At 71.1% G+C, this 19,571-nt stretch carries 18 protein-coding genes; 10 read left to right on the top strand and 8 right to left on the bottom strand.

The window, feature by feature from the left end; genetic code table 11:
* Positions 1-137: 137 nt before the first annotated feature.
* The 5 genes from araD to C6Y14_RS17910 all read right to left on the bottom strand — a co-directional run bounded on the left by araD (position 138) and on the right by C6Y14_RS17910 (position 5,490).
* Complete coding sequence (araD, locus tag C6Y14_RS17930) at positions 138-1,901, bottom strand: L-arabinonate dehydratase (RefSeq protein WP_107017697.1); 1,764 nt, start codon at positions 1,899-1,901, stop codon at positions 138-140.
* The gene (locus C6Y14_RS17925; protein ID WP_107017696.1) at positions 1,898-2,815 is read right to left on the bottom strand and encodes a dihydrodipicolinate synthase family protein; all 918 of its coding nucleotides are present in this window, start codon (positions 2,813-2,815) and stop codon (positions 1,898-1,900) included. The genes araD and C6Y14_RS17925 overlap by 4 nt, the downstream gene beginning before the upstream one ends.
* Positions 2,812-3,468 (bottom strand): GntR family transcriptional regulator, encoded by a 657-nt coding sequence (locus C6Y14_RS17920; protein WP_107017695.1) that lies wholly within the window; start codon positions 3,466-3,468, stop codon positions 2,812-2,814. The genes C6Y14_RS17925 and C6Y14_RS17920 overlap by 4 nt, the downstream gene beginning before the upstream one ends.
* Positions 3,469-3,655: 187 nt before the next feature.
* The gene (locus C6Y14_RS17915; RefSeq protein ID WP_225891140.1) at positions 3,656-4,762 is read right to left on the bottom strand and encodes an endonuclease/exonuclease/phosphatase family protein; all 1,107 of its coding nucleotides are present in this window, start codon (positions 4,760-4,762) and stop codon (positions 3,656-3,658) included.
* A gap of 56 nt (positions 4,763-4,818) precedes the next feature.
* Positions 4,819-5,490, bottom strand: a complete 672-nt coding sequence (locus tag C6Y14_RS17910; protein ID WP_107017694.1) for a M15 family metallopeptidase — start codon at positions 5,488-5,490, stop codon at positions 4,819-4,821.
* 87 nt (positions 5,491-5,577) lie between these two features.
* Here C6Y14_RS17910 and C6Y14_RS17905 point away from each other — a divergent pair, with 87 nt between their 5' ends.
* Together C6Y14_RS17905 and C6Y14_RS17900 are read left to right on the top strand one after the other, a co-directional pair.
* Entirely contained in the window at positions 5,578-6,300 is a 723-nt protein-coding gene (locus tag C6Y14_RS17905) for a response regulator transcription factor (protein WP_107017693.1), read from the top strand.
* Positions 6,293-7,417, top strand: coding sequence for a sensor histidine kinase (locus C6Y14_RS17900; protein WP_107017692.1), 1,125 nt, complete (start codon positions 6,293-6,295; stop codon positions 7,415-7,417). Before C6Y14_RS17905 ends, C6Y14_RS17900 begins: the two co-directional genes overlap by 8 nt.
* A 148-nt stretch (positions 7,418-7,565) precedes the next feature.
* Here the strand turns inward: C6Y14_RS17900 and C6Y14_RS17895 are convergent, their stop codons facing one another.
* The gene (locus C6Y14_RS17895) at positions 7,566-8,180 is read right to left on the bottom strand and encodes a TIGR03086 family metal-binding protein (protein WP_107017691.1); all 615 of its coding nucleotides are present in this window, start codon (positions 8,178-8,180) and stop codon (positions 7,566-7,568) included.
* A gap of 181 nt (positions 8,181-8,361) precedes the next feature.
* Here C6Y14_RS17895 and C6Y14_RS17890 point away from each other — a divergent pair, with 181 nt between their 5' ends.
* Positions 8,362-9,339 carry an NAD(P)-dependent alcohol dehydrogenase gene (locus C6Y14_RS17890; protein ID WP_107017690.1) on the top strand — a complete coding sequence of 326 codons (978 nt, stop codon included), beginning with the start codon at positions 8,362-8,364 and terminating at the stop codon, positions 9,337-9,339.
* Positions 9,340-9,552: 213 nt separating this feature from the next.
* Positions 9,553-10,740: an MFS transporter gene (locus C6Y14_RS17885; RefSeq protein ID WP_225891139.1), complete on the top strand. Its 1,188-nt coding sequence runs from the start codon at positions 9,553-9,555 to the stop codon at positions 10,738-10,740.
* 167 nt (positions 10,741-10,907) lie between these two features.
* Here the strand turns inward: C6Y14_RS17885 and C6Y14_RS17880 are convergent, their stop codons facing one another.
* Complete coding sequence (locus tag C6Y14_RS17880; protein ID WP_107017688.1) at positions 10,908-12,089, bottom strand: hypothetical protein; 1,182 nt, start codon at positions 12,087-12,089, stop codon at positions 10,908-10,910.
* Positions 12,086-13,027: a 5-dehydro-4-deoxyglucarate dehydratase gene (locus C6Y14_RS17875; RefSeq protein WP_107017687.1), complete on the bottom strand. Its 942-nt coding sequence runs from the start codon at positions 13,025-13,027 to the stop codon at positions 12,086-12,088. The genes C6Y14_RS17880 and C6Y14_RS17875 overlap by 4 nt, the downstream gene beginning before the upstream one ends.
* 320 nt (positions 13,028-13,347) lie before the next feature.
* Here C6Y14_RS17875 and C6Y14_RS17870 point away from each other — a divergent pair, with 320 nt between their 5' ends.
* The 6 genes from C6Y14_RS17870 (at position 13,348) to C6Y14_RS17845 (ending at position 19,565) form a co-directional block, all read left to right on the top strand.
* Entirely contained in the window at positions 13,348-14,184 is an 837-nt protein-coding gene (locus C6Y14_RS17870) for an NAD-dependent epimerase/dehydratase family protein (RefSeq protein WP_107017686.1), read from the top strand.
* A 299-nt stretch (positions 14,185-14,483) separates the two neighbouring features.
* Positions 14,484-15,254 carry a DeoR/GlpR family DNA-binding transcription regulator gene (locus C6Y14_RS17865; RefSeq protein WP_107017685.1) on the top strand — a complete coding sequence of 257 codons (771 nt, stop codon included), beginning with the start codon at positions 14,484-14,486 and terminating at the stop codon, positions 15,252-15,254.
* Positions 15,255-15,392: 138 nt separating this feature from the next.
* Positions 15,393-16,763 carry an ABC transporter substrate-binding protein gene (locus C6Y14_RS17860; RefSeq protein WP_107017684.1) on the top strand — a complete coding sequence of 457 codons (1,371 nt, stop codon included), beginning with the start codon at positions 15,393-15,395 and terminating at the stop codon, positions 16,761-16,763.
* Complete coding sequence (locus C6Y14_RS17855; RefSeq protein WP_107017683.1) at positions 16,760-17,701, top strand: carbohydrate ABC transporter permease; 942 nt, start codon at positions 16,760-16,762, stop codon at positions 17,699-17,701. The genes C6Y14_RS17860 and C6Y14_RS17855 overlap by 4 nt, the downstream gene beginning before the upstream one ends.
* On the top strand, positions 17,698-18,579 hold the full coding sequence (locus C6Y14_RS17850) for a carbohydrate ABC transporter permease (RefSeq protein WP_107017682.1): 882 nt from the start codon (positions 17,698-17,700) through the stop codon (positions 18,577-18,579). The genes C6Y14_RS17855 and C6Y14_RS17850 overlap by 4 nt, the downstream gene beginning before the upstream one ends.
* Positions 18,576-19,565, top strand: coding sequence for a zinc-dependent alcohol dehydrogenase family protein (locus C6Y14_RS17845; protein ID WP_107017681.1), 990 nt, complete (start codon positions 18,576-18,578; stop codon positions 19,563-19,565). Before C6Y14_RS17850 ends, C6Y14_RS17845 begins: the two co-directional genes overlap by 4 nt.
* Positions 19,566-19,571: the final 6 nt, after the last annotated feature.

Here is a 19,571-nt window from a genome sequence, read left to right as displayed (position 1 = left end):
CGAACCGGTCGTACGGATCGAGCCGGTGGTACGGGTCGGGCCGGTGGTACGGGCGCGCGATCTTGATGGCAAGCGCTTTCACGTACGGTGTGCGGAAGCCGGGCCGCGCGGTGCGAGACGGCCCCGGGTGGTACGGATCAGCCCGCGTACGGGTCCGGCACCTTGCCCGGCCGGGCCAGGAAGGCGAAGTCGCAGCCGGTGTCGGCCTGGGTGATCTGGTCGTTGTAGAGCGCGCCGTAGCCACGCTCGAAGCGCTCGGGCGGTGCGGTCCACCGCTCCCGCCGCCGCTCCAACTCCGCTTCGTCCACGTTCAGTTGCAGGGAACGCGCGTCGACGTCGAGCGTGATGCTGTCCCCGGTGCGGACCAGCGCGAGCGGCCCGCCGATGTACGACTCCGGTGCCACGTGCAGCACACAGGCGCCGTAACTCGTCCCGCTCATCCGGGCGTCGGAGATCCGCACCATGTCCCGTACGCCCTGCTTCAGCAGATGGTCGGGGATCGGCAGCATCCCGTACTCGGGCATGCCGGGGCCGCCCTTGGGTCCCGCGTTGCGCAGCACCAGCACGGTGTCGGCGGTGATGCCCAACTCCGGGTCGTTGATGGTGCGTTGCATGGTCCTGTAGTCGTCGAAGACGACCGCGGGGCCGGTGTGCTTGAGCAGGTGCGGCTCGGCGGAGATGTGCTTGATGACCGCGCCGTCGGGGCAGAGGTTGCCGCGCAGGACGGCGACGCCTCCCTCGGCGGCGACGGGGTTCTCCCGGGTGCGGATGACCTCGTCGTTGTGCACCTGCGCCGGGGCGAGCTGTTCGCGCAGGGTGTCGTGCGAGACGGTCGGCCGGTCCAGATGCAGCAGATCGGTGATCCGCGACAGGAACCCGGGCAGTCCGCCGGCGAAGTGGAAGTCCTCCATGAGGTACCTCCGGCCGCCGGGCCGTACGTTCGCGAGGACCGGCACCGTACGGGCGATGCGGTCGAAGTCGTCGAGGGTGAGCCGGGCGCCCGCGCGTCCCGCCATGGCGATGAGGTGGATCACCGCGTTGGTGGAGCCGCCCAGTCCGAGGACGGTCGTCACGGCGTCCTCGAATGCCTCCTGGGTGAGGATGTCCGACAACTTCCGGTCCTTGCGGACCAGTTCGACGATCCTGAGCCCCGAGGCGGCGGCCATCCGGTCGTGCCCCGAGTCGACCGCGGGGATGCTGGAGGCGCCGGGCACGGTCACCCCGAGCGCCTCGGCGGCGGCGGTCAGCGTGGACGCCGTACCCATGGTCATGCAGTGTCCCGGCGAACGCGCCAGACCGCTCTCCAGTTCGGTCATCTCGCAGTCACCGATGAGCCCGGCGCGCTTGTCGTCCCAGTACTTCCACATGTCGGTACCCGAGCCGAGGATCTCGTTGCGCCAGTGGCCCGGCAGCATGGGCCCGGCGGGCACGAACACGGTCGGCAGGTCGACGGACGCGGCGCCCATCAGCAGCGCGGGCGTGGACTTGTCGCAGCCGCCCATCAGGACGGCCCCGTCCACCGGGTACGACCTCAGCAGTTCCTCGGTCTCCATCGCGAGCATGTTGCGGTAGAGCATCGGGGTGGGCTTCTGGAAGGTCTCGCTCAGCGTCGACACCGGGAATTCGAGGGGGAAGCCGCCGGCCTGCCACACACCCCGCTTGACCGCCTGGGCGCGGTCGCGCAGATGGACGTGGCAGGGGTTGATGTCGGACCAGGTGTTGAGGATCGCGATGACCGGCTTGCCGAGGTGCTCCTCGGGAAGGTAGCCGAGCTGACGGGTGCGGGCGCGGTGGCTGAAGGAGCGCAGTCCCTCCGTGCCGTACCACTGGTGGCTGCGCAACTGCCGCTCCGGAGCCGGGCTTTCACCGCTGGCGGGCGTCGATGGGCCGACGTCGGTCATATGGACCACCCCCCGGCGATCGCGGCGACCTCGGCCCGTTCGGACTCGGGGAGCTGCCTGCTCGGCGGGCGGACGTCCCGGCGGCACAGGCCCAGCGAGGCCAGGGCCTCCTTCACGACCGTCACGTTGTTGGCGGAGCCGTTGGCCCCGCGCAGTTCCTCGAAGCGGCGGATCTGCTCCCAGACCTTCATCGCGCCCGCGTAGTCACCGGAGCGCAGCGCCTCGATCATGTTCAGCGAGACGGCCGGGGCGACGTTCACCAGGCCGGAGGTGAAGCCCGTGGCGCCCGCCGAGAAGTACGAGGGCGCGTACGGCTCCGCGAGTCCGGCCACCCACACGAAGCGTTCGAGCCCCGCGTCCCGGGCGAAGGCGGCGAAGCGGGCCGCGTCCGGCACGGCGTACTTCACGCCGATCACGTTCGGGCAGGCGTCGGCCAGTTCGGCGAGCCGGGCGCCGGCGAGCACCGGATTGCGGATGTAGGGGACCACACCCAGCTCGGGAACGGCCTCCGCGATCGCCCGGTGGTAGTCCACCCAGCCGTCCTCCGACACGTACGGGTGCACGGGCTGATGGACCATCACCATCTCGGCCCCGAGCTGCCGCGCGTGGCGGGCGGAGGCGACGGCGGTCGGCAGGTCGTGCCCGACTCCGACCAGGACGGTGGCCCGGCCCCGCGCCTCGTCGACGGTCAACTCCGTGACCAGGCGCCGCTCGTCGGGGCTGAGGGCGTAGAACTCGCCGGTGTTGCCGTTCGGGGTGACGATGCGGACACCGCCGTCGAGCGCCCGGCGCAGCAGCGCGCGGTGCACGTCCTGGTCGATGGAGCCGTCCTCGGCGAAGGGGGTCACGGGGATCGCCACCACGTCGGCGAGGGCGGCCCGTTGGGCCTCGAACGTGGTCGTGTTCGCGGTCATTCCTGCTCACCCTTTCCCTGGGCCTCGGGGAAGGCCCGTTGCACGAACGAGGCGATGTGCGAGTACAGGGCGCGCGCCGCGCCGTCCGAGTCGCCGTCGAGGGCGAGCCGCAGGATCTCCCGGTGCTCGGCGGCCTCGCGCTCCCAGGACGGGTCGGCGGCCCAGGCCACCGCGGAGACCAGGGCGGCCTGGTCCCGGACCTCGTCCAGCATCCGGCCGAGCAGCGGGTTGCCGCAGCGGACGTACAGGGAGCGGTGGAACTCGCGGTTGGCGAGGGACCGCTGGGCGGTGTCGGTGGCGGCGTCGGCGCGCTCCAGCGCCTCACGCGCCGTGTCGAGGGAGGTGCCGCGCAGCACGGAGCGTCGCAGGGCCTCCGGTTCGAGCAGCAGCCGCACGTCGTACACCTCGCGCGCCATGTCCGCGTCCACCATGCGCACCGTGACGCCCTTGTACTGGTTCATCACGACCAGCCCGGTACCGGCCAGGGTCTTGAGCGCCTCGCGCACCGGGGTCTTGGACACCCCGAACTGTGCGGCGAGCTCGGTCTCGACCAAGGCCTGCCCCGGCGTCAACTGCCCGGTGAGGATGCGGTGTTTGATCCCCTCCTGCACGAACTGCGTGCGGGAGGGGATCGGCGTGGGCGCAGAGGTCATGCTCGCCTCTCGGTGACACGGATCGGTGGCGCGGAGCCCTCAGGGATCGAGGGATCGCGTATCTGATCTCGCGTATCTCGTCTCATATATGACGTACGAAGTACGACGCGACGAAGCTAGAAGCGCCTCTGTGTTTCGTCAATGCTTCCGACAAAAGAAGTTGCGGTCGACGTACGGGGCCGTGGGATCACCAGTCGATCGCGGCCGCCACCGGCAGGTGGTCGCTGCCCGTGGACGGCAGCACCCGCGCACTCCTCGGCTCCACCCCGCGGACCAGGATCTGGTCGATCCGCGCCACCGGAAAACTCGCCGGCCAGGTGAGGCCGAAGCCGTCCCCGGCCACGTCCTGCACCGAGTGCAGTCGCGAAGTGAGCCCGTCGAACGCGCGGTCGTCCATGGTGCCGTTCAGATCGCCGAGCAGCACCACCCGCTCGTTCGGCTCGGCGGCGACAGCCTCGCCGAGCGCCTGCGCGTTCCTGTCCCGCGAGTCCGTCCAGAAGCCCGACCTGGGGTTCACCCGGGCGGATCCGAGGTGCGCCACGTACACCGCCAGCGGCCCGTGCTCCGTGGCCACCGTGGTGCGCAGCGCCCGGTTCTCGGCCGAGGTCGCGTCGGCCGGCCTGGTCCTCGCCAGCAGGCCGACGTCCGTCCTGAGGTCGACCGGCCGGGTGTCCGACAGGGGCAGCCTGCTCCACAGCCCGACCGTGCCGAGGACCGTGTGGTGCGGGTACGCCTTCGCCAGCCCCTTCTCGTACGTGCCCCGGTCCTGAGGGGTCACCTCCTCCAGCGCCAGCACGTCCGCGCCGGAGGCGGCCAGGGCGCGGGCGGTGCCGGCCGGATCGGGGTTGGCGGCGCCGACGTTGTGGCTCGCCACGGTGAGGTCGCCGCCCGGCTGGGACCTGTCGCCGAGCAGCCCGCCGAAGAGGTGCAGCCACACCGTGACCGGCAGCAGCAGCGCGAGCACCGCGGAGGCGGAGCGGCGCCACAGCGCACCGACGAGCAGCACCGGGACGAACAGGCCGAACCAGGGCAGGAAGGTCTCCACCAAGCTGCCGAGGTTCCCGATCCGGTTCGGGATGCTCGCGTGCAGCAGCAGGGTCAGGCCGAGGAGCAGCGCGAGCACCGTGAGCAGCGGGCCGCGCTTCCAGGGGGCCGGGCGGAGGCCTGCGCGGACCGTGCGGCGGATACGGGCCGTGGTCGCCGTGCCCGCCGTGCCGGTCACGCCCGCCGTGCCGGTCACGCCCGCTGTGTCTGTCACGTCCACCGTGTCGGTCACGCCGGTCGCGTCAGCCATGTCCGCCAAGTCCTCCGTGTCGCCCTGTGTCATCGTCCGTCCCCGCTCACTGTCGGTCACTGCTGCATCCTCGGGTCCTCGGTGGGGTCGGCATACAGGTCCGGGCACCGGTGCCCGATCGCCTGGGTACGCAGTTCGAAGTGCCAGGGCTCGTTCCGGTAGATCTGGCACAGCCCGTGGTCCACGCCGTGCTCGGACAGCCACTTCGCCGCGTCGGAGTGCCCGATGTCGACGGCGTCCCCCGACACATGCGGAGACGTCGCCGCAGTGGCCACCCATCGGGCGGCCTCCTCCTCGGACCCATGGGCGGCGACCGCCTCGCGCAGAAGCCGGTTCTGGTACCTCGGCGAACGCCAGCCGCTGTTGACGTAGAACTCGACCCCGTCGGCCGCGGCTGCCGTCGCGGCGTCGCGCAGGGCGTCGAGCAGCTCCGGATCCAGTCTCGCCACGGCCTCGTACGTGTCGTCGAAGACCGTCACGCCCTCGGGGACGACACCGTCGGCCGAGGAGAGCGAAGACCTCGCCGAGGACTCCGACGACGGTCTCGACGACAGCCAGGACGTCGGCAGTTGCGGGCCGAGGGCGAGGGCGATCGCTGCCACGCCCGCCACGACGCCTGCCAGGACCACTGCCCCGACGACGAGAAGGAGCGGGCGGAACCGGCGGATACGGCGGGTCGGGCGGGTCGGGCGGGTCGGTAATCGCGCAGGGGGCGGGTTTCGAGTCATACCGCCAGTCAAGGCGGCGCGATGTTGCCCACATGTATCCGGTTTTCGATACGCCGGCGATAGGCGTCGGCTCGTAGCCTCAAGCACATGCGAGTGCTGATCGTCGAGGACGAGCCCTATCTGGCGGAAGCCATCCGCGACGGCCTGCGCCTGGAGGCGATCGCGGCGGACCTCGCGGGCGACGGCGACACCGCGCTGGAACTGCTGGGCGTCAACGCGTACGACATCGCCGTGCTCGACCGCGACATTCCCGGGCCGTCCGGTGACGAGATCGCCAAGGTCATCGTCGCCTCCGGCAGCGGCATGCCGATCCTGATGCTCACCGCCGCCGACCGTCTCGACGACAAGGCCAGCGGGTTCGAGCTGGGCGCCGACGACTACCTCACGAAACCGTTCGACCTCCAGGAACTCGTCCTCAGGCTCCGCGCGCTCGACCGCAGACGCGGCCACAGCAGGCCGCCCGTACGGGAGATCGCGGGCCTGCGGCTGGACCCGTTCCGCCGCGAGGTCTACCGCGACGGCCGCTATGTCGCCCTGACCCGGAAGCAGTTCGCCGTGCTGGAGGTACTCGTCGCCGCCGAGGGCGGTGTCGTCAGCGCCGAGCAGCTGCTGGAACGCGCGTGGGACGAGAACGCCGACCCGTTCACCAACGCCGTGCGCATCACCGTCTCGGCCCTGCGCAAACGGCTCGGCGAACCCTGGATCATCACCACGGTGCCGGGCGTCGGCTACCGCATCGAGCCACGGCCGGAGGCGGCGGATGCCCGACACGAGGGAGACGCCCAACACGAGGGGGACGAGGGTGGATAGGGCCCCCGGGCTGAGCGTGCGCGCCAGACTCACCCTCAGTTACGCCGGGTTCCTCATGCTCGCCGGTGTTCTGCTGCTCGCCGCGGTGTGGCTGTTCCTCCTGCGGTACGTCCCCGACCGGGCGATGCTCATCAACGCCGAGGACAACACCACGCACGGTGTCTTCCCCATCCGGTCCGGCCTGCTGCGCGTGTTCGCCCCGAGGGCGGCCGCCGTGCTGGCGTTCCTGCTGGTGTTCGGCCTGGTCGGAGGGTGGGTCCTGGCCGGCCGGATGCTCGCCCCGCTGACCCGCATCACCGGCGCCACCCGCCTCGCCTCGGCCGGGGCGCTCTCCCACCGCATCCGGCTGCCGGGCCGCAAGGACGAGTTCCGCGAACTCGCCGACGCCTTCGACTCGATGCTGGCCCGGCTCGAAGAACACGTCGCCGAACAGCGGAGGTTCGCGGCGAACGCCTCGCACGAGCTGCGCACCCCGCTGGCGATCTCGAAGGCCCTCATCGATGTGGCCCGCACCGATCCGGACCACGACCACGCCGAGGTCGTCGAACGCCTCCACGCCGTCAACACGCGGGCCATCGACCTCACCGAGGCGCTGCTCCTGCTCGGCCGCGCCGAGCGGCGGACGTTCACCCGCGAGGACGTCGACCTGTCCCTCCTGGCCGAGGAGGCCGCCGAAACGCTGCTGCCCCTCGCGGAGAAGCGGGGCGTGACCCTGGAGACCCGCGGCGACATCACCCTGACCACCGGATCGCACGCGCTCCTCCTGCAGCTGACCACGAACCTCGTCCAGAACGCGATCGTCCACAATCTGCCCGGCGGCGGCACGGTGTGGGTGCGGACCGGCGTCCGGCCCGGCGGTGTGGTGCTCACGGTCGAGAACTCCGGCGAGAGGATCTCCCCCGAGCTGGCCTCGACCTTCACCGAGCCGTTCCGGCGCGGCACCGAACGCGTCCACACCGATCACGGAGGCGTCGGCCTCGGCCTGGCGATCGTCAGGACCATCGCCCACGCGCACGACGGAACGCTCGCCCTCACCCCGCGCCCCGACGGCGGCCTGCGCGTCACGGTGAAACTGCCCGGGGCCCCTGAAGCCCGGAATTTGAGGCCCGGAGCTTGAGGCCCGGAGCTTGAGGCCCGGAGCATGGGGCCCGGAGCTTGAGGCCCGGAGCTTGAGGCCCGGAGCATGGGGCCCGGAGCTTGAGGCCCGGAGCTTGAGGTCCGAAGCGTGGGGCCCGGAGCTTGAGGTCCGGGGGCCTGCGATCCCCTCAGCGCTCCCCGGCGGCGGCCCGCCACCCCGGGTCCCGTCCGCTCAGCCCGATCACCCGGTCCAGCAGGGGCGCGCCCTCCGGGACGGCCACCACCGGGCCGAAGATGCTGCCGCGCGACGGGTCGTCGACGGACGCGGCCAGCATCCCGTACGCCGCCCGCAGTGCCGCCTCGTCGGGCACGTACTCCTGGCCGGTCGCGCGGGCCAGATCCCAGCCGTGCACGACGAGTTCGTCGGTGGCGACGATGCCCGCGATCTCGCCGGGCAGATCCACCCCGCCCGCCCGCGTCTGCCCCGTCCACGCGGCCGGGTCACGCCATGCCTCGGCCAACTCGACGAGCAGCTTGGGCAGTTCGCCCCGCCACCCGGGTGTCAGGCCGGGCAGCCCGGCGGTGGGCGCGGTGTCCGTCGTGGCCCCGAGTTCCTTGCGCCCGGCGTCCCGGAAGGCCGCGGCGAGGCCGGTCAGATGCCCGACCAGATGGCGTACCGCGTACTCCGGACACGGCGTGGCGTCGTCCAGCTGGTCCTCGCGCACCGCGTCCGCGACGCGCGCCACGATCAGGGCCTGCGGCCCCAGGTCGAGGGTGGCCGCCGTGCTCTCGCCGTCTCCCATGGTGGGTTCCTCTCGTCACAGGGTCGTATCCGGGTCGTCGGGAGGTAGACCGCTCGCCGTACGGAAACTCATCGCTTCCGCTCCCAAGATCGTGCTCAGGAATCTGGCCAGGCGTCCGAACCGCCGGGATGCTCGGGAATGCCGGGATTCCCGGTGCCGGGACCACGAGGGGAGCCACGCCATGAAGGCGATCGTCCAGGATGCCTACGGATCGGCGGACCTGCTGGAACTGCGCGAGATCGAGCGTCCCGTCCCCCGCGACGACGAGGTGCTGGTCGAGATCCGCGCGGCCGGGCTCGGCCCCGAGGTGTGGCACCTCATGACCGGCCGCCCGCTGGTGGCGCGCGCCGTCCTCGGACTCCGCAGGCCCAAGAACCCGGTGCGGGGCTGGGACGGCGCCGGACGGGTCGAGGCCGTCGGGGCGAAGGTGACCGACTTCAAGCCGGGCGACGAGGTGTTCGGCAACTGCGAGGGCTCCTTCGCCGAGTTCGCGTGCTCCAAGGCCTCGAAACTCGCCCTCAAACCGGCCGGCCTCACCTTCGAGCAGGCCGCCGCCCTCCCCGTGTCGGCCATGACCGCCCTGCAGGCCCTGAGCGGCCCCGCCCGCCCGAAACCGGGCCAACGGGTCCTCGTCATCGGCGCCTCGGGTGGGGTCGGCTGTTACGCCGTCCAGCTCGCCACGGTGTACGGGGCCGAGGTCACCGGTGTCTGCGGACCCGGCGGCGCGGACTTCGTACGGGCCCAGGGCGCCGCGCACGTCATCGACTACACCACCGAGGACATCACCGACGGTCCGCACCCCCACCGCTACGACGTCATCGTCGACAACGCGGGGCAGCGCCCCCTGCCCGTGCTGCGCCGTGCCCTGGCCCCGCGCGGCACGCTCGTGATCGTCGGCGGCGAGGGCGGCACCGCGCTGTTCGGCGGGCTGAGCCGCGGGCTGCGGGCCGTCCTGCTCTCGCCGTTCGTCCGCCAGAACCTCCGAAACCTCGTCTCCGTGGCCCGCCGCGAGGACCTGCTGACCCTCAAGGACCTCGCCGAGAACGGCAAGCTCGTCCCGCCCGTCGACCGCACCTACCCCCTCGCCGAGACCGCCGACGCCGTCCGCCATCTGGAGAAGGGCCACCCGCGGGGCAAACTCGTCATCACCGTCCCTTAGGGGCCGACGCGCCGGCACCCCGGCTGCGTACCCCGGCTAAGGCACCTGCCTGATCCCCGCCCCGGGGCCTTAGCCCCACGATGACCAGGCATGACGGAACAGACGGAACATACGCCGCGGTCATCACGGCCATGGCGGTCATGGCGGTCATGGCGGTCACCGCGGACGTCTCGTGCGGCCAGGACGTCCCGGGCGGCCCGGCCGGCGTGGGCGGTGGTCCGTGTCCTGCGGGACCGCAACGCCGGCCTGTACCTGAGCGGAGTCGTGGTCTCCGGTTTCGGCTCGTCGGCGATGTGGCTGGTGGCCGGGATCTGGGTGAAGGACCTGACCGGCTCGGACGGCCTGGCCGCCCTCTGCGTCTTCGCGCTCTGGGCGCCCACGCTGATCGGCCCGGTCCTCGGCACCCTCGCCGACCGCACCCGCCGCCGGCCACTGCTGGTGTGGACGAACCTCGGGCTGGCCGCGCTCCTCCTGCCACTCTTCGCGGTCGACTCGGCGGGCACCCTGTGGATCCTGTTCGCCGTGCTCCTCGTCCACGGGGCGGCCGGCGTCGTCCATGACGCGGCGGAGGCGGCGCTGGTGGCCACCGCCGTCGACACACAGCTCCTCGGGGACTTCAACGGGCTGCGGATGACGGCGAACGAGGGCATGAAACTGATCGCCCCGCTCGCCGGAGCGGGCCTGTACGCGGCGTACGGGGGCGCACGCGTCGCGCTCCTGGACGCGCTGACCTTCGCCCTCGCCGCGGGCCTCTACACACTCCTGCGCGTCCACGAGCCGCCACCGCGCCCGTCGGAGGACGCCGCCGGATGGCGTGCCGGGACCGCGGAGGGCGCGCGCTACCTCTGGGGCCACCCGGCCCTGCGCCCGCTCGTCCTCGCCGGTGGCACGACGATGCTCTTCGCGGGCGTCAACGGCGCGACGGTCTACGCGGTGGCGGAGGGCCTCGGGCACTCCCCCGCGTACGTGGGACTGCTGTACGTCGCCCAGGGCGCCGGCTCGGTGGCGGTCGGCCTGGTCTCGGGGCCGCTCCTGCGCCGGCTGGGCGAACACCGTTTCGCGCGGTACGGCATCGCGCTGACCGCGGTGGCCGTGACGGCTCGCGCGCTCCCGTACGACGCGGTGGCGCTCGGCTCGGCCGTGGGGGTGGGGGTCGGGCTGCCGTGCGTTCTGATCGCGGCGCTCACGGCTGTGCAGCGCGAGACTCCGGATGCGCTGCTCGGCCGTACGGCGGCGACCGCGAACACCTTGCTGTTCGCGCCGAACGCGGTGGGGCTCGCGCTCGGCGCCGGTCTTGTGGAACTCGTTCCGTATCAGGGGCTGTTGGTGGGGGCGGGGGTTGCGCGGCTCGTCACAGTGCTGCCCGGCTGTGGCTGGCCGCGCAGTTCCCCGCGCCCCTGAACAACGGGGGCCGCGCCACTCGTCACAGTGCCGCCCGGACGTGGCCGGCCGCGCCGTTCCCCGCGCCCCTGAACAACGGCGGTCGCGCCACTCGTCACAGTGCCGCCCGGACGTGGCCGGCCACGCCGTTCCCCGCGCCCCTGAACAACGGGGGTCGCCCCTGCTTTTCAGCCCCGCCGTCGGTCCAGCCTCGCCAGCGCCTGCTCCACCAAGGTCAAGTCCTCCTCCGACGCCAATCCCGCGTGGTAGAGCCGCAGTTCGGTGGCTCCTCGGCCGGCTGCCTGTGTCGCATCCTCGTAGAGGGTCCCGGGGCTGCCGCCCATTCCCGCCACCACGGGGAAGTTGGCCGCCAGCACGTTTCCCTCTGCGGCGTGTGCCGCGAAGGGGGTCAGCAGCCCGGACCCTCCCCCGCACGGCACGACCACTCCGTCGGCCACCGCCAGGATGTGCCGCGGGTCCACACCGGCGTTCGCGCCCACGTGGTACGAGTCCGGGTCCGCGTGCAGCAGGATCCGGAAGCCGCCGGGGGCCGCCGCCCGGACGGCGGCGACGACGTCCGTCTGGAGGGAGCGGGCGGCGGAGTCACGCCACGCGCGCGTGGCCGTCGCGAGGTCGCCGCCCAGCAGCTTCTCCACGGCCTCCCAGCCCCCGGCGGGCGTCTCGCCGCGCCACACGGGCTCCAGGGCGCGCCGAACCGCCGACGCCAACTGGTCGGCGTCGAGACCCAGTTGCGTATACCCGTCGCGGCACGACGGGCAGAAGCACAGCGACATCAGGTACGTCCCGGCGTCCCCGAGCGCCACACCGGACGTCTTGTCGTGGGCGTGCAGATGCGGGAGCCCGTACCAGCCCAGGGATTCGAGTTCCGTGCCCGCCGCTCCCGGCCGGACCGCCGCCTCGACGGCCAGGTCGGTCAGGTAGGCGCGCGTCTCGGGCTGCGCGATGCAGGGGGCCCAGGGGTAGCGGTCTCCGTACGCGTTGACCACTGAGGTGTCCGGGAACTCCTCGCCCATCCGGGAGTTGTGCGCGAGGACCACCCAGGTGTGCACGTCGAGCCCGGCTTCCGCGAGGGCCTCGGTGGCCTCCCCGTACGCGTCGCCGGGCGCCCAGTCCCCGGCGGCGTACGGTCGCAGCCTGCGCCCCTGCCAGCGTCCGGCGTCCGGCGGGTAGAGGACGGCGGCGTGCAGCGCGGTGACGATGCGGTGGCGGGGGTGCCGGGGGGTCAGCGCGCGCGTGGAGTGGTACGCGGACGCGAGCGTCGCCTGCCGTACGCCGAGTCCGGCGATGCGTGCCGCCGCCCCGGGGTCGCCGTTGACGTCCCACGGGTAGACGAAGGCCGATGCCCTCACTTGGCCTCCTCCAGCAGCGCGTGGCCGCGTTCGATCAGCTGGGCGAGCTGCTTGAGGTGGTCCTCGGACGGCTCGTGCAGCGGCGGCCGTACCTCGCCCACGTCGAGCCCCCTCAGCCGTACCCCGGCCTTGACGAGCGAGACGGCGTAACCGCGACCCTGGGCGCGCAGTTCGACGAGCGGCCGGTAGAAGCCGTCGAGCAGCCGGTTGACGGTGTCGTCGTCGCCGGAACCGAAGGCGCGGTGGAAGGCGAGGGCGATCTCGGGCGCGAAGCAGAAGACGGCGGACGAGTAGAGCGTGATGCCGATGCCCCGGTAGGCGAGGCCGGTGAGTTCTGCGGTCGGCAGCCCGTTGAAGTACAGGAATTCGCCCGGTACCTCGGACCGTACGGCGCTGACGATGCGCTGCATGAGGTCGAGGTCGCCGGTGCCGTCCTTGAAGCCGATGACCCCTTCGGTGCGGGCCAGCGCGACCACGGTCTCCGGGGTGAACACGGCGTTGTCGCGCTGGTACACGACGATGTCGAGCGAGGTGGCGCCGGCCAGTTCGGTGTAGTGCCGCAGCAGTCCCTCCTGCCCGGCGACCACGAGGTACGGCGGCATGGCGAGCAGTCCGTCGGCGCCGGCCTCCTCGGCGAGCCGCGCGTACCGCACCGCGAGGGCGGTCCCGTAGCCGGCGCCCGCGACGACGGGCACCCGGCCCGCGGTCTCCTCGACGGCGGCCCGGACGCAGTCCTGGAACTCCTCGGGGGTGAGCGCGTGGAACTCGCCGGTGCCGCAGCAGGCGAAGACGGCGGCGGCACCGGCCTCGACGCCCCGCCGGACGTGCTCGCGGTAGACGTCCAGGTCGATGGCTCCGTCACGGTCGTACGCGGTGACGGGGAAGAACAGCGGCCCGCTGGGGATACTGAGTCGAGCGGCGAGGGGGGCTGACGACACGGGCTCTCCCTAGAGCATGTACGCACACGCCACCCGTGCACGTTTCTGATGTGCGTCCATATCTCTGAACTCGCCCACGCTAGAGCTCGCCGTCGGGACCGGTCAAGCGGGCAAACCCGCATTCCCGGAGCAGTTCCGGAGGAAGACTGGGGGAAATCCGGAGGAAGAAAGGACCGGAAATGAGCGCGACCGACAGCGGATTCCCACCCTTCGCGCGACACTTGACGTGAGCGGCGAACGATCCATAGCGTGTCCATGGATGTGAATGCCGTACACGCTTACGCATATGCATACGGCTGCTGATTCTAGGAGACCCGAGGATGCCCGCTCCGCGCACCGCTCCCCGCACCGTCCTGCTCACCGGCGCCGCCGGCGGCCTCGGCACCCTGATGCGCGGACTGCTCCCCGCCTACGGCTACGAACTGCGCCTCCTCGACATACGGCCCATCGAGGGCGAGCCCGACGCGATCACCGCGGACCTCGGCGACAAGAAGGCCCTGCGCGAGGCCGTGCGCGGCGTGGACGCCGTCATCCATCTCGCGGGCATCTCCCTGGAGTCCACCTTCGAGAAGATCCTGAAGGCGAACATCGAAGGCACGTACAACCTGTACGAGGCCGCGCGCGAGGAAGGCGTCGGGCGGGTCGTCTTCGCCTCCTCCAACCACGCGGTCGGCTTCACCCCGCGCCCCGAGGGCGAGGCGCCCCACGAGCCGGGCGCCCTCATCCCCATCGACACCCCGCGCCGCCCGGACACCTTCTACGGCCTCTCCAAGTCCTTCGGCGAGGACCTGGCGCAGTTCTACTGGGACAAGCACGGCCTGGAGACCGTCTCCGTGCGCATCGGCTCCTGCTTCCTGGAGCCGACCACCGTACGCATGCTGTCGGTCTGGATGAGCCCCGGCGACGGCGCCCGCCTCCTCCACGCGGCCCTGACCGCCGAGCAGGTCGGCCACAGCGTCGTCTACGGCTCCTCCGCCAACACCCGCCTGTGGTGGGACCTGTCGACCGCCCGCGCACTGGGCTACGAGCCGCAGGACGACTCCGAGCAGTACGCCGAGAAGCTGATCGCGGAACAGGGCGAACTGGACCCGGCGAACCCGGACCACGCCTGCCTCGGCGGCGCCTTCGTCACCAACCCCCCGGTGTGGCCCTACTGACGCTCCCGGCCGCCCGCAGCGGGCCCCGCCGACACTTCCAGCCACTCCATACGGACGACCTCACAGGGCGGACGGGCACCGAACGGGCCCGTCCGCTCTGCCGTTCGGGCACGCCCCCTGCCCGAATTACGCTCCGCCGCAGGTCCGCAGCGGGCGCCCGTCTCACCCAACGGGCACACACGGGCGCCATCGGACCCGCAACAGACCTGGTCAGTGGCGCGTACCCGCTGTAGAACTTCCCCCAAGGGTCGAACGGGCCCGAACGGGCAGTAGGCACGTACGCAAGGGAGCGGAAGCGGGTGTCGGGCATGAGCGCGGAAGAACGGCAACGGGCGATCGTGAAGACCGCCCGGCGCACGGGCGCCGTCGACGTGAACGAGCTCGCGGACGAGCTGGGCGTCGCCAGGGAGACCGTGCGCCGCGATCTGCGCGCCCTGGAGGACCACGGCCTCGTCCGCCGCACCCACGGCGGCGCCTACCCCGTGGAGAGCGCCGGTTTCGAGACGACGCTCGCCTTCCGCGCCACCAGCCACGTACCCGAGAAGCGCAGGATCGCCGCAGCCGCGGCCGAGCTGCTCGGGGACGCGGAGACGGTCTTCGTCGACGAGGGCTTCACCCCCCAGCTCATCGCCGAATCACTGCCCAGGGACCGGCCACTGACCGTGGTCACCGCGTCCCTGGCCACCGCGGGCGCGCTCGCCGAGGCCGACAACAAGACGGTCCTGCTGCTGGGCGGCCGGGTCAGGCCCGGCACGCTGGCCACCGTCGACCACTGGACGACGAAGATGCTCGCGGGCTTCGTCATCGACCTGGCGTTCATCGGCGCCAACGGCATCTCCCGCGAACACGGCCTCACCACCCCCGACCCGGCCGTCAGCGAGGTCAAGTCCCAGGCCATCCGGGCCGCGCGCCGCACGGTCTTCGCGGGCGTGCACACCAAGTTCGGCGCCGTCAGCTTCTGCCGCTTCGCGGAGATCGGCGCCCTGGAGGCGATCGTCACCAGTACGTTCCTCCCCACCTCCGAGGCCCACCGCTACTCGATGCAGGGCCCTCAGGTCATCCGAGTCTGACCCAGGAGTCCGAAAACCCGACCGAACCGACCCACTACAGCGGCACCACACTCCCCCTGCAGGTCCCTCGCGAGCCCCTGCCATCCCCTTGCCTTCCCCATGTCATCCCATTTGTACTGATACATCCAGGAGTGATCCATGCGAACCCAGAGCCGACGGAGGCCGCGCGCGATGTTCGCCGCGGCCGCCGCAGGGACGCTGCTCGCCCCGCTGCTCTCCGGTTGCTGGGCCGGAGCGGGCGGTGCGGGCTCCGGTGGCAACTCCATCAACGTCCTCATGGTCAACAACCCGCAGATGGTGGAGCTGCAGAAACTCACCGCGGCCCACTTCACCAAGGAGACCGGCATCAAGGTGAACTTCACCGTGCTGCCGGAGAACGACGTCCGCGACAAGATCAGCCAGGACTTCGCCAACCAGGCCGGCCAGTACGACGTCGCGACGCTCTCCAACTACGAGATACCGATCTACGCCAAGAACGACTGGCTCCACGAGATGGACTCGTACGTCGCCAAGGACCCGGGCTACGACGAGCAGGACGTCCTCAAGCCCATGCGCCAGTCCCTCACCGCGGAGGACGGCAAGCTCTACGGACAGCCCTTCTACGGCGAGTCGTCCTTCCTGATGTACCGCAAGGACGTGTTCGCCGAGAAGGGCCTGAAGATGCCCGCCAACCCGACCTGGGACGAGGTCGCCGACCTCGCCGCCAAGACCGACGGCGCCGAGGCGGACATGAAGGGCATCTGCCTGCGCGGCCTGCCCGGCTGGGGCGAGATCATGGCCCCGCTCACCACCGTCGTGAACACCTTCGGCGGCACCTGGTTCGACAAGGACTGGAAGGCACGGCTCGACTCCCCCGAGTTCGAGAAGGCGACCAAGTTCTACGTGGACCTCGTCCGCAAGCACGGCGAGTCCGGCGCGGCCCAGTCCGGCTTCGCCGAGTGCCTCAACAACCTGACCCAGGGCAAGGTCGCCATGTGGTACGACGCCACGTCCGCGGCCGGTTCCCTGGAGTCGGCGAAGTCCCCGGTCAAGGGCAAGATCGGGTACGCCCCGGCGCCGGTCGACAAGACGGAGTCCTCCGGCTGGCTCTACACCTGGGCCTGGGGCATCCAGGACGCCTCCCGCAACCCCGACAAGGCGTGGAAGTTCGTCTCCTGGGCGTCCAGCAAGGAGTACGAGCAGCTGGTGGGCGACGAGATCGGCTGGTCCAACGTGCCGGCCGGCAAGCGCGCCTCGACCTACACGAACGCCGACTACCGCAAGGAGGCCGGCGCCTTCCAGGAGATGACGAAGGAAGCCATCGAGGGCGCCCGGCCCACCGACCCCGGCGTACAGCCGCGGCCCGCGCCCGGCATCCAGTTCGTCGGCATCCCCGAGTTCACCGATCTCGGCACCAAGGTCTCGCAGGAGATCAGCGCGGCCATCGCCGGACGCCAGTCCGTCGAGTCGGCCCTGAAGAAGTCCCAGAAGCTGGCCGAGGAGATTGCCGAGGAGTACGAGGGACGATGACCGCGACAACGACAGCCCCCGTGGCCGCACCATCCGTACACACGCAGAAGAGGCAGCCCTCCGGCCGCATGCGCGCCTGGGCGACCCGGGCCCCGCTCCTGCCCGCCCTGATCTTCATGATCGCCGTGACCCAGCTGCCGTTCGTGGCCACGCTGGTGATCTCCTTCTTCGACTGGAACTCCCTCTACCCGGACGCCCGCAGCTTCACGGGCTTCGGCAACTACACGGAGGTCCTCACCGACGCGGCCCTGCGCAAGTCGGTCTGGACGACCATCCTGCTCACCGTCGGCGTCGTCCTGACCAGCCTGGTCCTGGGCCTGGGTCTCGCCCTCCTCCTGGACCGCAAGTTCCGGGGCCGCGGCCTGGTCCGCACCCTGTTGATCGCACCCTTCCTGGTGGTGCCCGTAGCGGCGGCCCTGCTCTGGAAGCATGTGCTCTACAACCCCGAGTACGGCCTGCTCAATGGCTTGCTGCACTATGTGGGCGGCCCACAGCCCGACTGGATCTCCAACACCCCGCTGCTCGCCATCGAGGCGTCCCTCGTCTGGCAGTGGACGCCCTTCATGATGCTGATCCTGCTGGCGGGCCTGCAGAGCCGGGACCACCAGCAGATCGAGGCGGCGAGGGTCGACGGCGCCAGCGGCTGGCAGATCTTCCGCTACCTCACACTCCCCCACCTGCGCCGCTACCTCGAACTGGGCGCCCTGCTCGGCTCGATCTACATCGTGCAGAACTTCGACGCGGTCTTCACGATCACGTCCGGCGGTCTGGGCACGGCGAACCTCCCCTACACCGTCTACCAGACCTTCTACCAGGCCCACGAGAACGGCCTCGCCTCGGCGGCCGGCGTCCTGGTCGTCATCGGCTCGATCATCATCGCGACCTTCGCGCTGCGCGTGGTCTCGTCCCTGTTCCGCGAGGAGGTGGGCCGCGCATGAGCGCCACAGCCGTACAAGCCCGTCCCAGCAGCACCACGTCCGCCGATCCCACCCCCCGCCGCCCCAAGGGACGGGGCCTCGGCCTGGTCGCCTGGCTGGCCGGCATCGTCTTCTTCCTGCCCATAGCCTGGATGGCCCTGACGTCCTTCCACTCCGAGTCGGACGCGGCGACGAATCCACCGTCCTTCGCGGCGCCCCTGACCCTCGACGGCTACCGCGAGTTCTTCGGCGCGGGCGGCGGAGCGAGCCCCTGGCCGTCCCTGATCAACTCGACGGTGGCGTCCCTGGCATCGACCCTCCTGGTCCTGATCCTGGCCCTCCCCGCGGCGTACGCGCTCTCCATCCGCCCGGTCAAGAAGTGGACGGACGTCCTCTTCTTCTTCCTCTCCACCAAGATGCTGCCGGTCGTCGCGGGCCTCCTGCCGATCTACCTCTTCGCGAAGAACACCGGGATGCTGGACAACATCTGGCTCCTGGTCATCCTCTACACCTCGATGAACCTGCCGATCGCGGTGTGGATGATGCAGTCCTTCCTCTCCGAGGTCCCGGTGGCGATCATCGAGGCGGCGCAGATAGACGGCGCCAAACTCCCCACGATCCTCACCCGGGTCGTGGCTCCGATCGCCCTCCCTGGTATCGCGGCCACCTCCCTCATCTGCTTCATCTTCAGCTGGAACGAACTGCTGTTCGCCCGGGTCCTCACAGGCGTGGTGGCGGAGACAGCCCCCGTCTTCCTGACCGGCTTCATCACCAGCCAGGGCCTGTTCCTGGCGAAGGTGTGCGCCGCGTCGCTCGTCGTCTCCCTGCCGGTGCTCGCCGCAGGGTTCGCCGCCCAGGACAAACTGGTCCAGGGCCTTTCGCTGGGAGCCGTCAAATGAAGGCCGCCGTCATCGAGTCCGTGGGAAAGGCCGTCGTCTCCGAGGTCCCGGACCCGACGCCAGGCCCCCGCGAGGTCGTCGTGGAGGTGTCGGCCTGCGGACTGTGCGGCACGGACCTGCACATCCTCCAGGGCGAGTTCGCACCCAAGCTGCCGATCGTCCCGGGCCACGAGTTCGCGGGCGAGGTGGTCGGCGTGGGCCGGCAGGTCACCGAGCTCTCGGTCGGCGACCAGGTCGCCGTGGACCCCTCCCTCTACTGCTACGAGTGCCGCTACTGCCGTACGGGCCACAACAACCTCTGCGAGCGCTGGGCCGCGATCGGCGTCACCACGGCGGGCGGCGCCGCCCAGTACGCGGTGGCGCCCGTGGCGAACTGCGTCAAGCTCCCCGAGCACGTACGCACCCAGGACGCGGCCCTGATCGAACCGCTCTCCTGCGCGGTACGCGGCTACGACGTCCTCAACTCCCGCCTCGGCTCCCACGTCCTGATCTACGGCTCCGGGACGATGGGCCTGATGATGCTGGAGCTCGCGAAGCGGACGGGCGCGGCGAGCGTCGACATGGTCGACATCAACGCACAGCGCCTCACCACCGCCCAGAAGCTCGGCGTCTCCGCGTCCGCGACCAGCGCCGACGAGCTGGACCGGCCGCAGGGGTGGGACCTGGTGGTCGACGCCACGGGCAACGCGGCGGCGATCCAGGACGGTCTGGAGCGGGTCGCCAAAGCCGGCACGTTCCTCCAGTTCGGGGTGGCCGACTACGCGACGCGGGTGTCCATCGACCCGTACCGCATCTACAACCAGGAGATCACGATCACGGGCTCGATGGCCGTGCTCCACAGCTTCGAGCGCGCGGCGGAACTCTTCTCCACGGGCGTCCTGGACCCGGACATCTTCATCAGCGACCGCCTGCCGCTGGACCAGTACCCCCAGGCGCTGGACCAGTTCGCGTCAGGCATCGGCCGAAAGATCGTGGTGATCCCCTAACCCTTT

It is taken from the genome of Streptomyces dioscori, assembly GCF_003024195.1.
In the GTDB taxonomy this organism is placed as follows: Bacteria; Actinomycetota; Actinomycetes; order Streptomycetales; family Streptomycetaceae; genus Streptomyces; species Streptomyces dioscori.
Note: the sequence above shows the minus strand (reverse complement) of the source record. Positions and strands in the feature narration are given on the sequence as shown.

Bases quoted from the DNA above. Each gene is read 5' to 3' on its own strand.
- C6Y14_RS17860 (WP_107017684.1), top strand. From the start codon at position 15,393: ATGCGAACCCAGAGCCGACGGAGGCCGCGCGCGATGTTCGCCGCGGCC.
- C6Y14_RS17845 (WP_107017681.1), top strand. From the start codon at position 18,576: ATGAAGGCCGCCGTCATCGAGTCCGTGGGAAAGGCCGTCGTCTCCGAG.
- C6Y14_RS17850 (WP_107017682.1), top strand. From the start codon at position 17,698: ATGAGCGCCACAGCCGTACAAGCCCGTCCCAGCAGCACCACGTCCGCC.
- C6Y14_RS17890 (WP_107017690.1), top strand. From the start codon at position 8,362: ATGAAGGCGATCGTCCAGGATGCCTACGGATCGGCGGACCTGCTGGAA.
- C6Y14_RS17910 (WP_107017694.1), bottom strand. From the start codon at position 5,490: ATGACTCGAAACCCGCCCCCTGCGCGATTACCGACCCGCCCGACCCGC.
- C6Y14_RS17855 (WP_107017683.1), top strand. From the start codon at position 16,760: ATGACCGCGACAACGACAGCCCCCGTGGCCGCACCATCCGTACACACG.
- C6Y14_RS17915 (WP_225891140.1), bottom strand. From the start codon at position 4,762: ATGGCTGACGCGACCGGCGTGACCGACACGGTGGACGTGACAGACACA.
- C6Y14_RS17895 (WP_107017691.1), bottom strand. From the start codon at position 8,180: ATGGGAGACGGCGAGAGCACGGCGGCCACCCTCGACCTGGGGCCGCAG.
- araD (WP_107017697.1), bottom strand. From the start codon at position 1,901: ATGACCGACGTCGGCCCATCGACGCCCGCCAGCGGTGAAAGCCCGGCT.
- C6Y14_RS17905 (WP_107017693.1), top strand. From the start codon at position 5,578: ATGCGAGTGCTGATCGTCGAGGACGAGCCCTATCTGGCGGAAGCCATC.
- C6Y14_RS17925 (WP_107017696.1), bottom strand. From the start codon at position 2,815: ATGACCGCGAACACGACCACGTTCGAGGCCCAACGGGCCGCCCTCGCC.
- C6Y14_RS17870 (WP_107017686.1), top strand. From the start codon at position 13,348: ATGCCCGCTCCGCGCACCGCTCCCCGCACCGTCCTGCTCACCGGCGCC.
- C6Y14_RS17920 (WP_107017695.1), bottom strand. From the start codon at position 3,468: ATGACCTCTGCGCCCACGCCGATCCCCTCCCGCACGCAGTTCGTGCAG.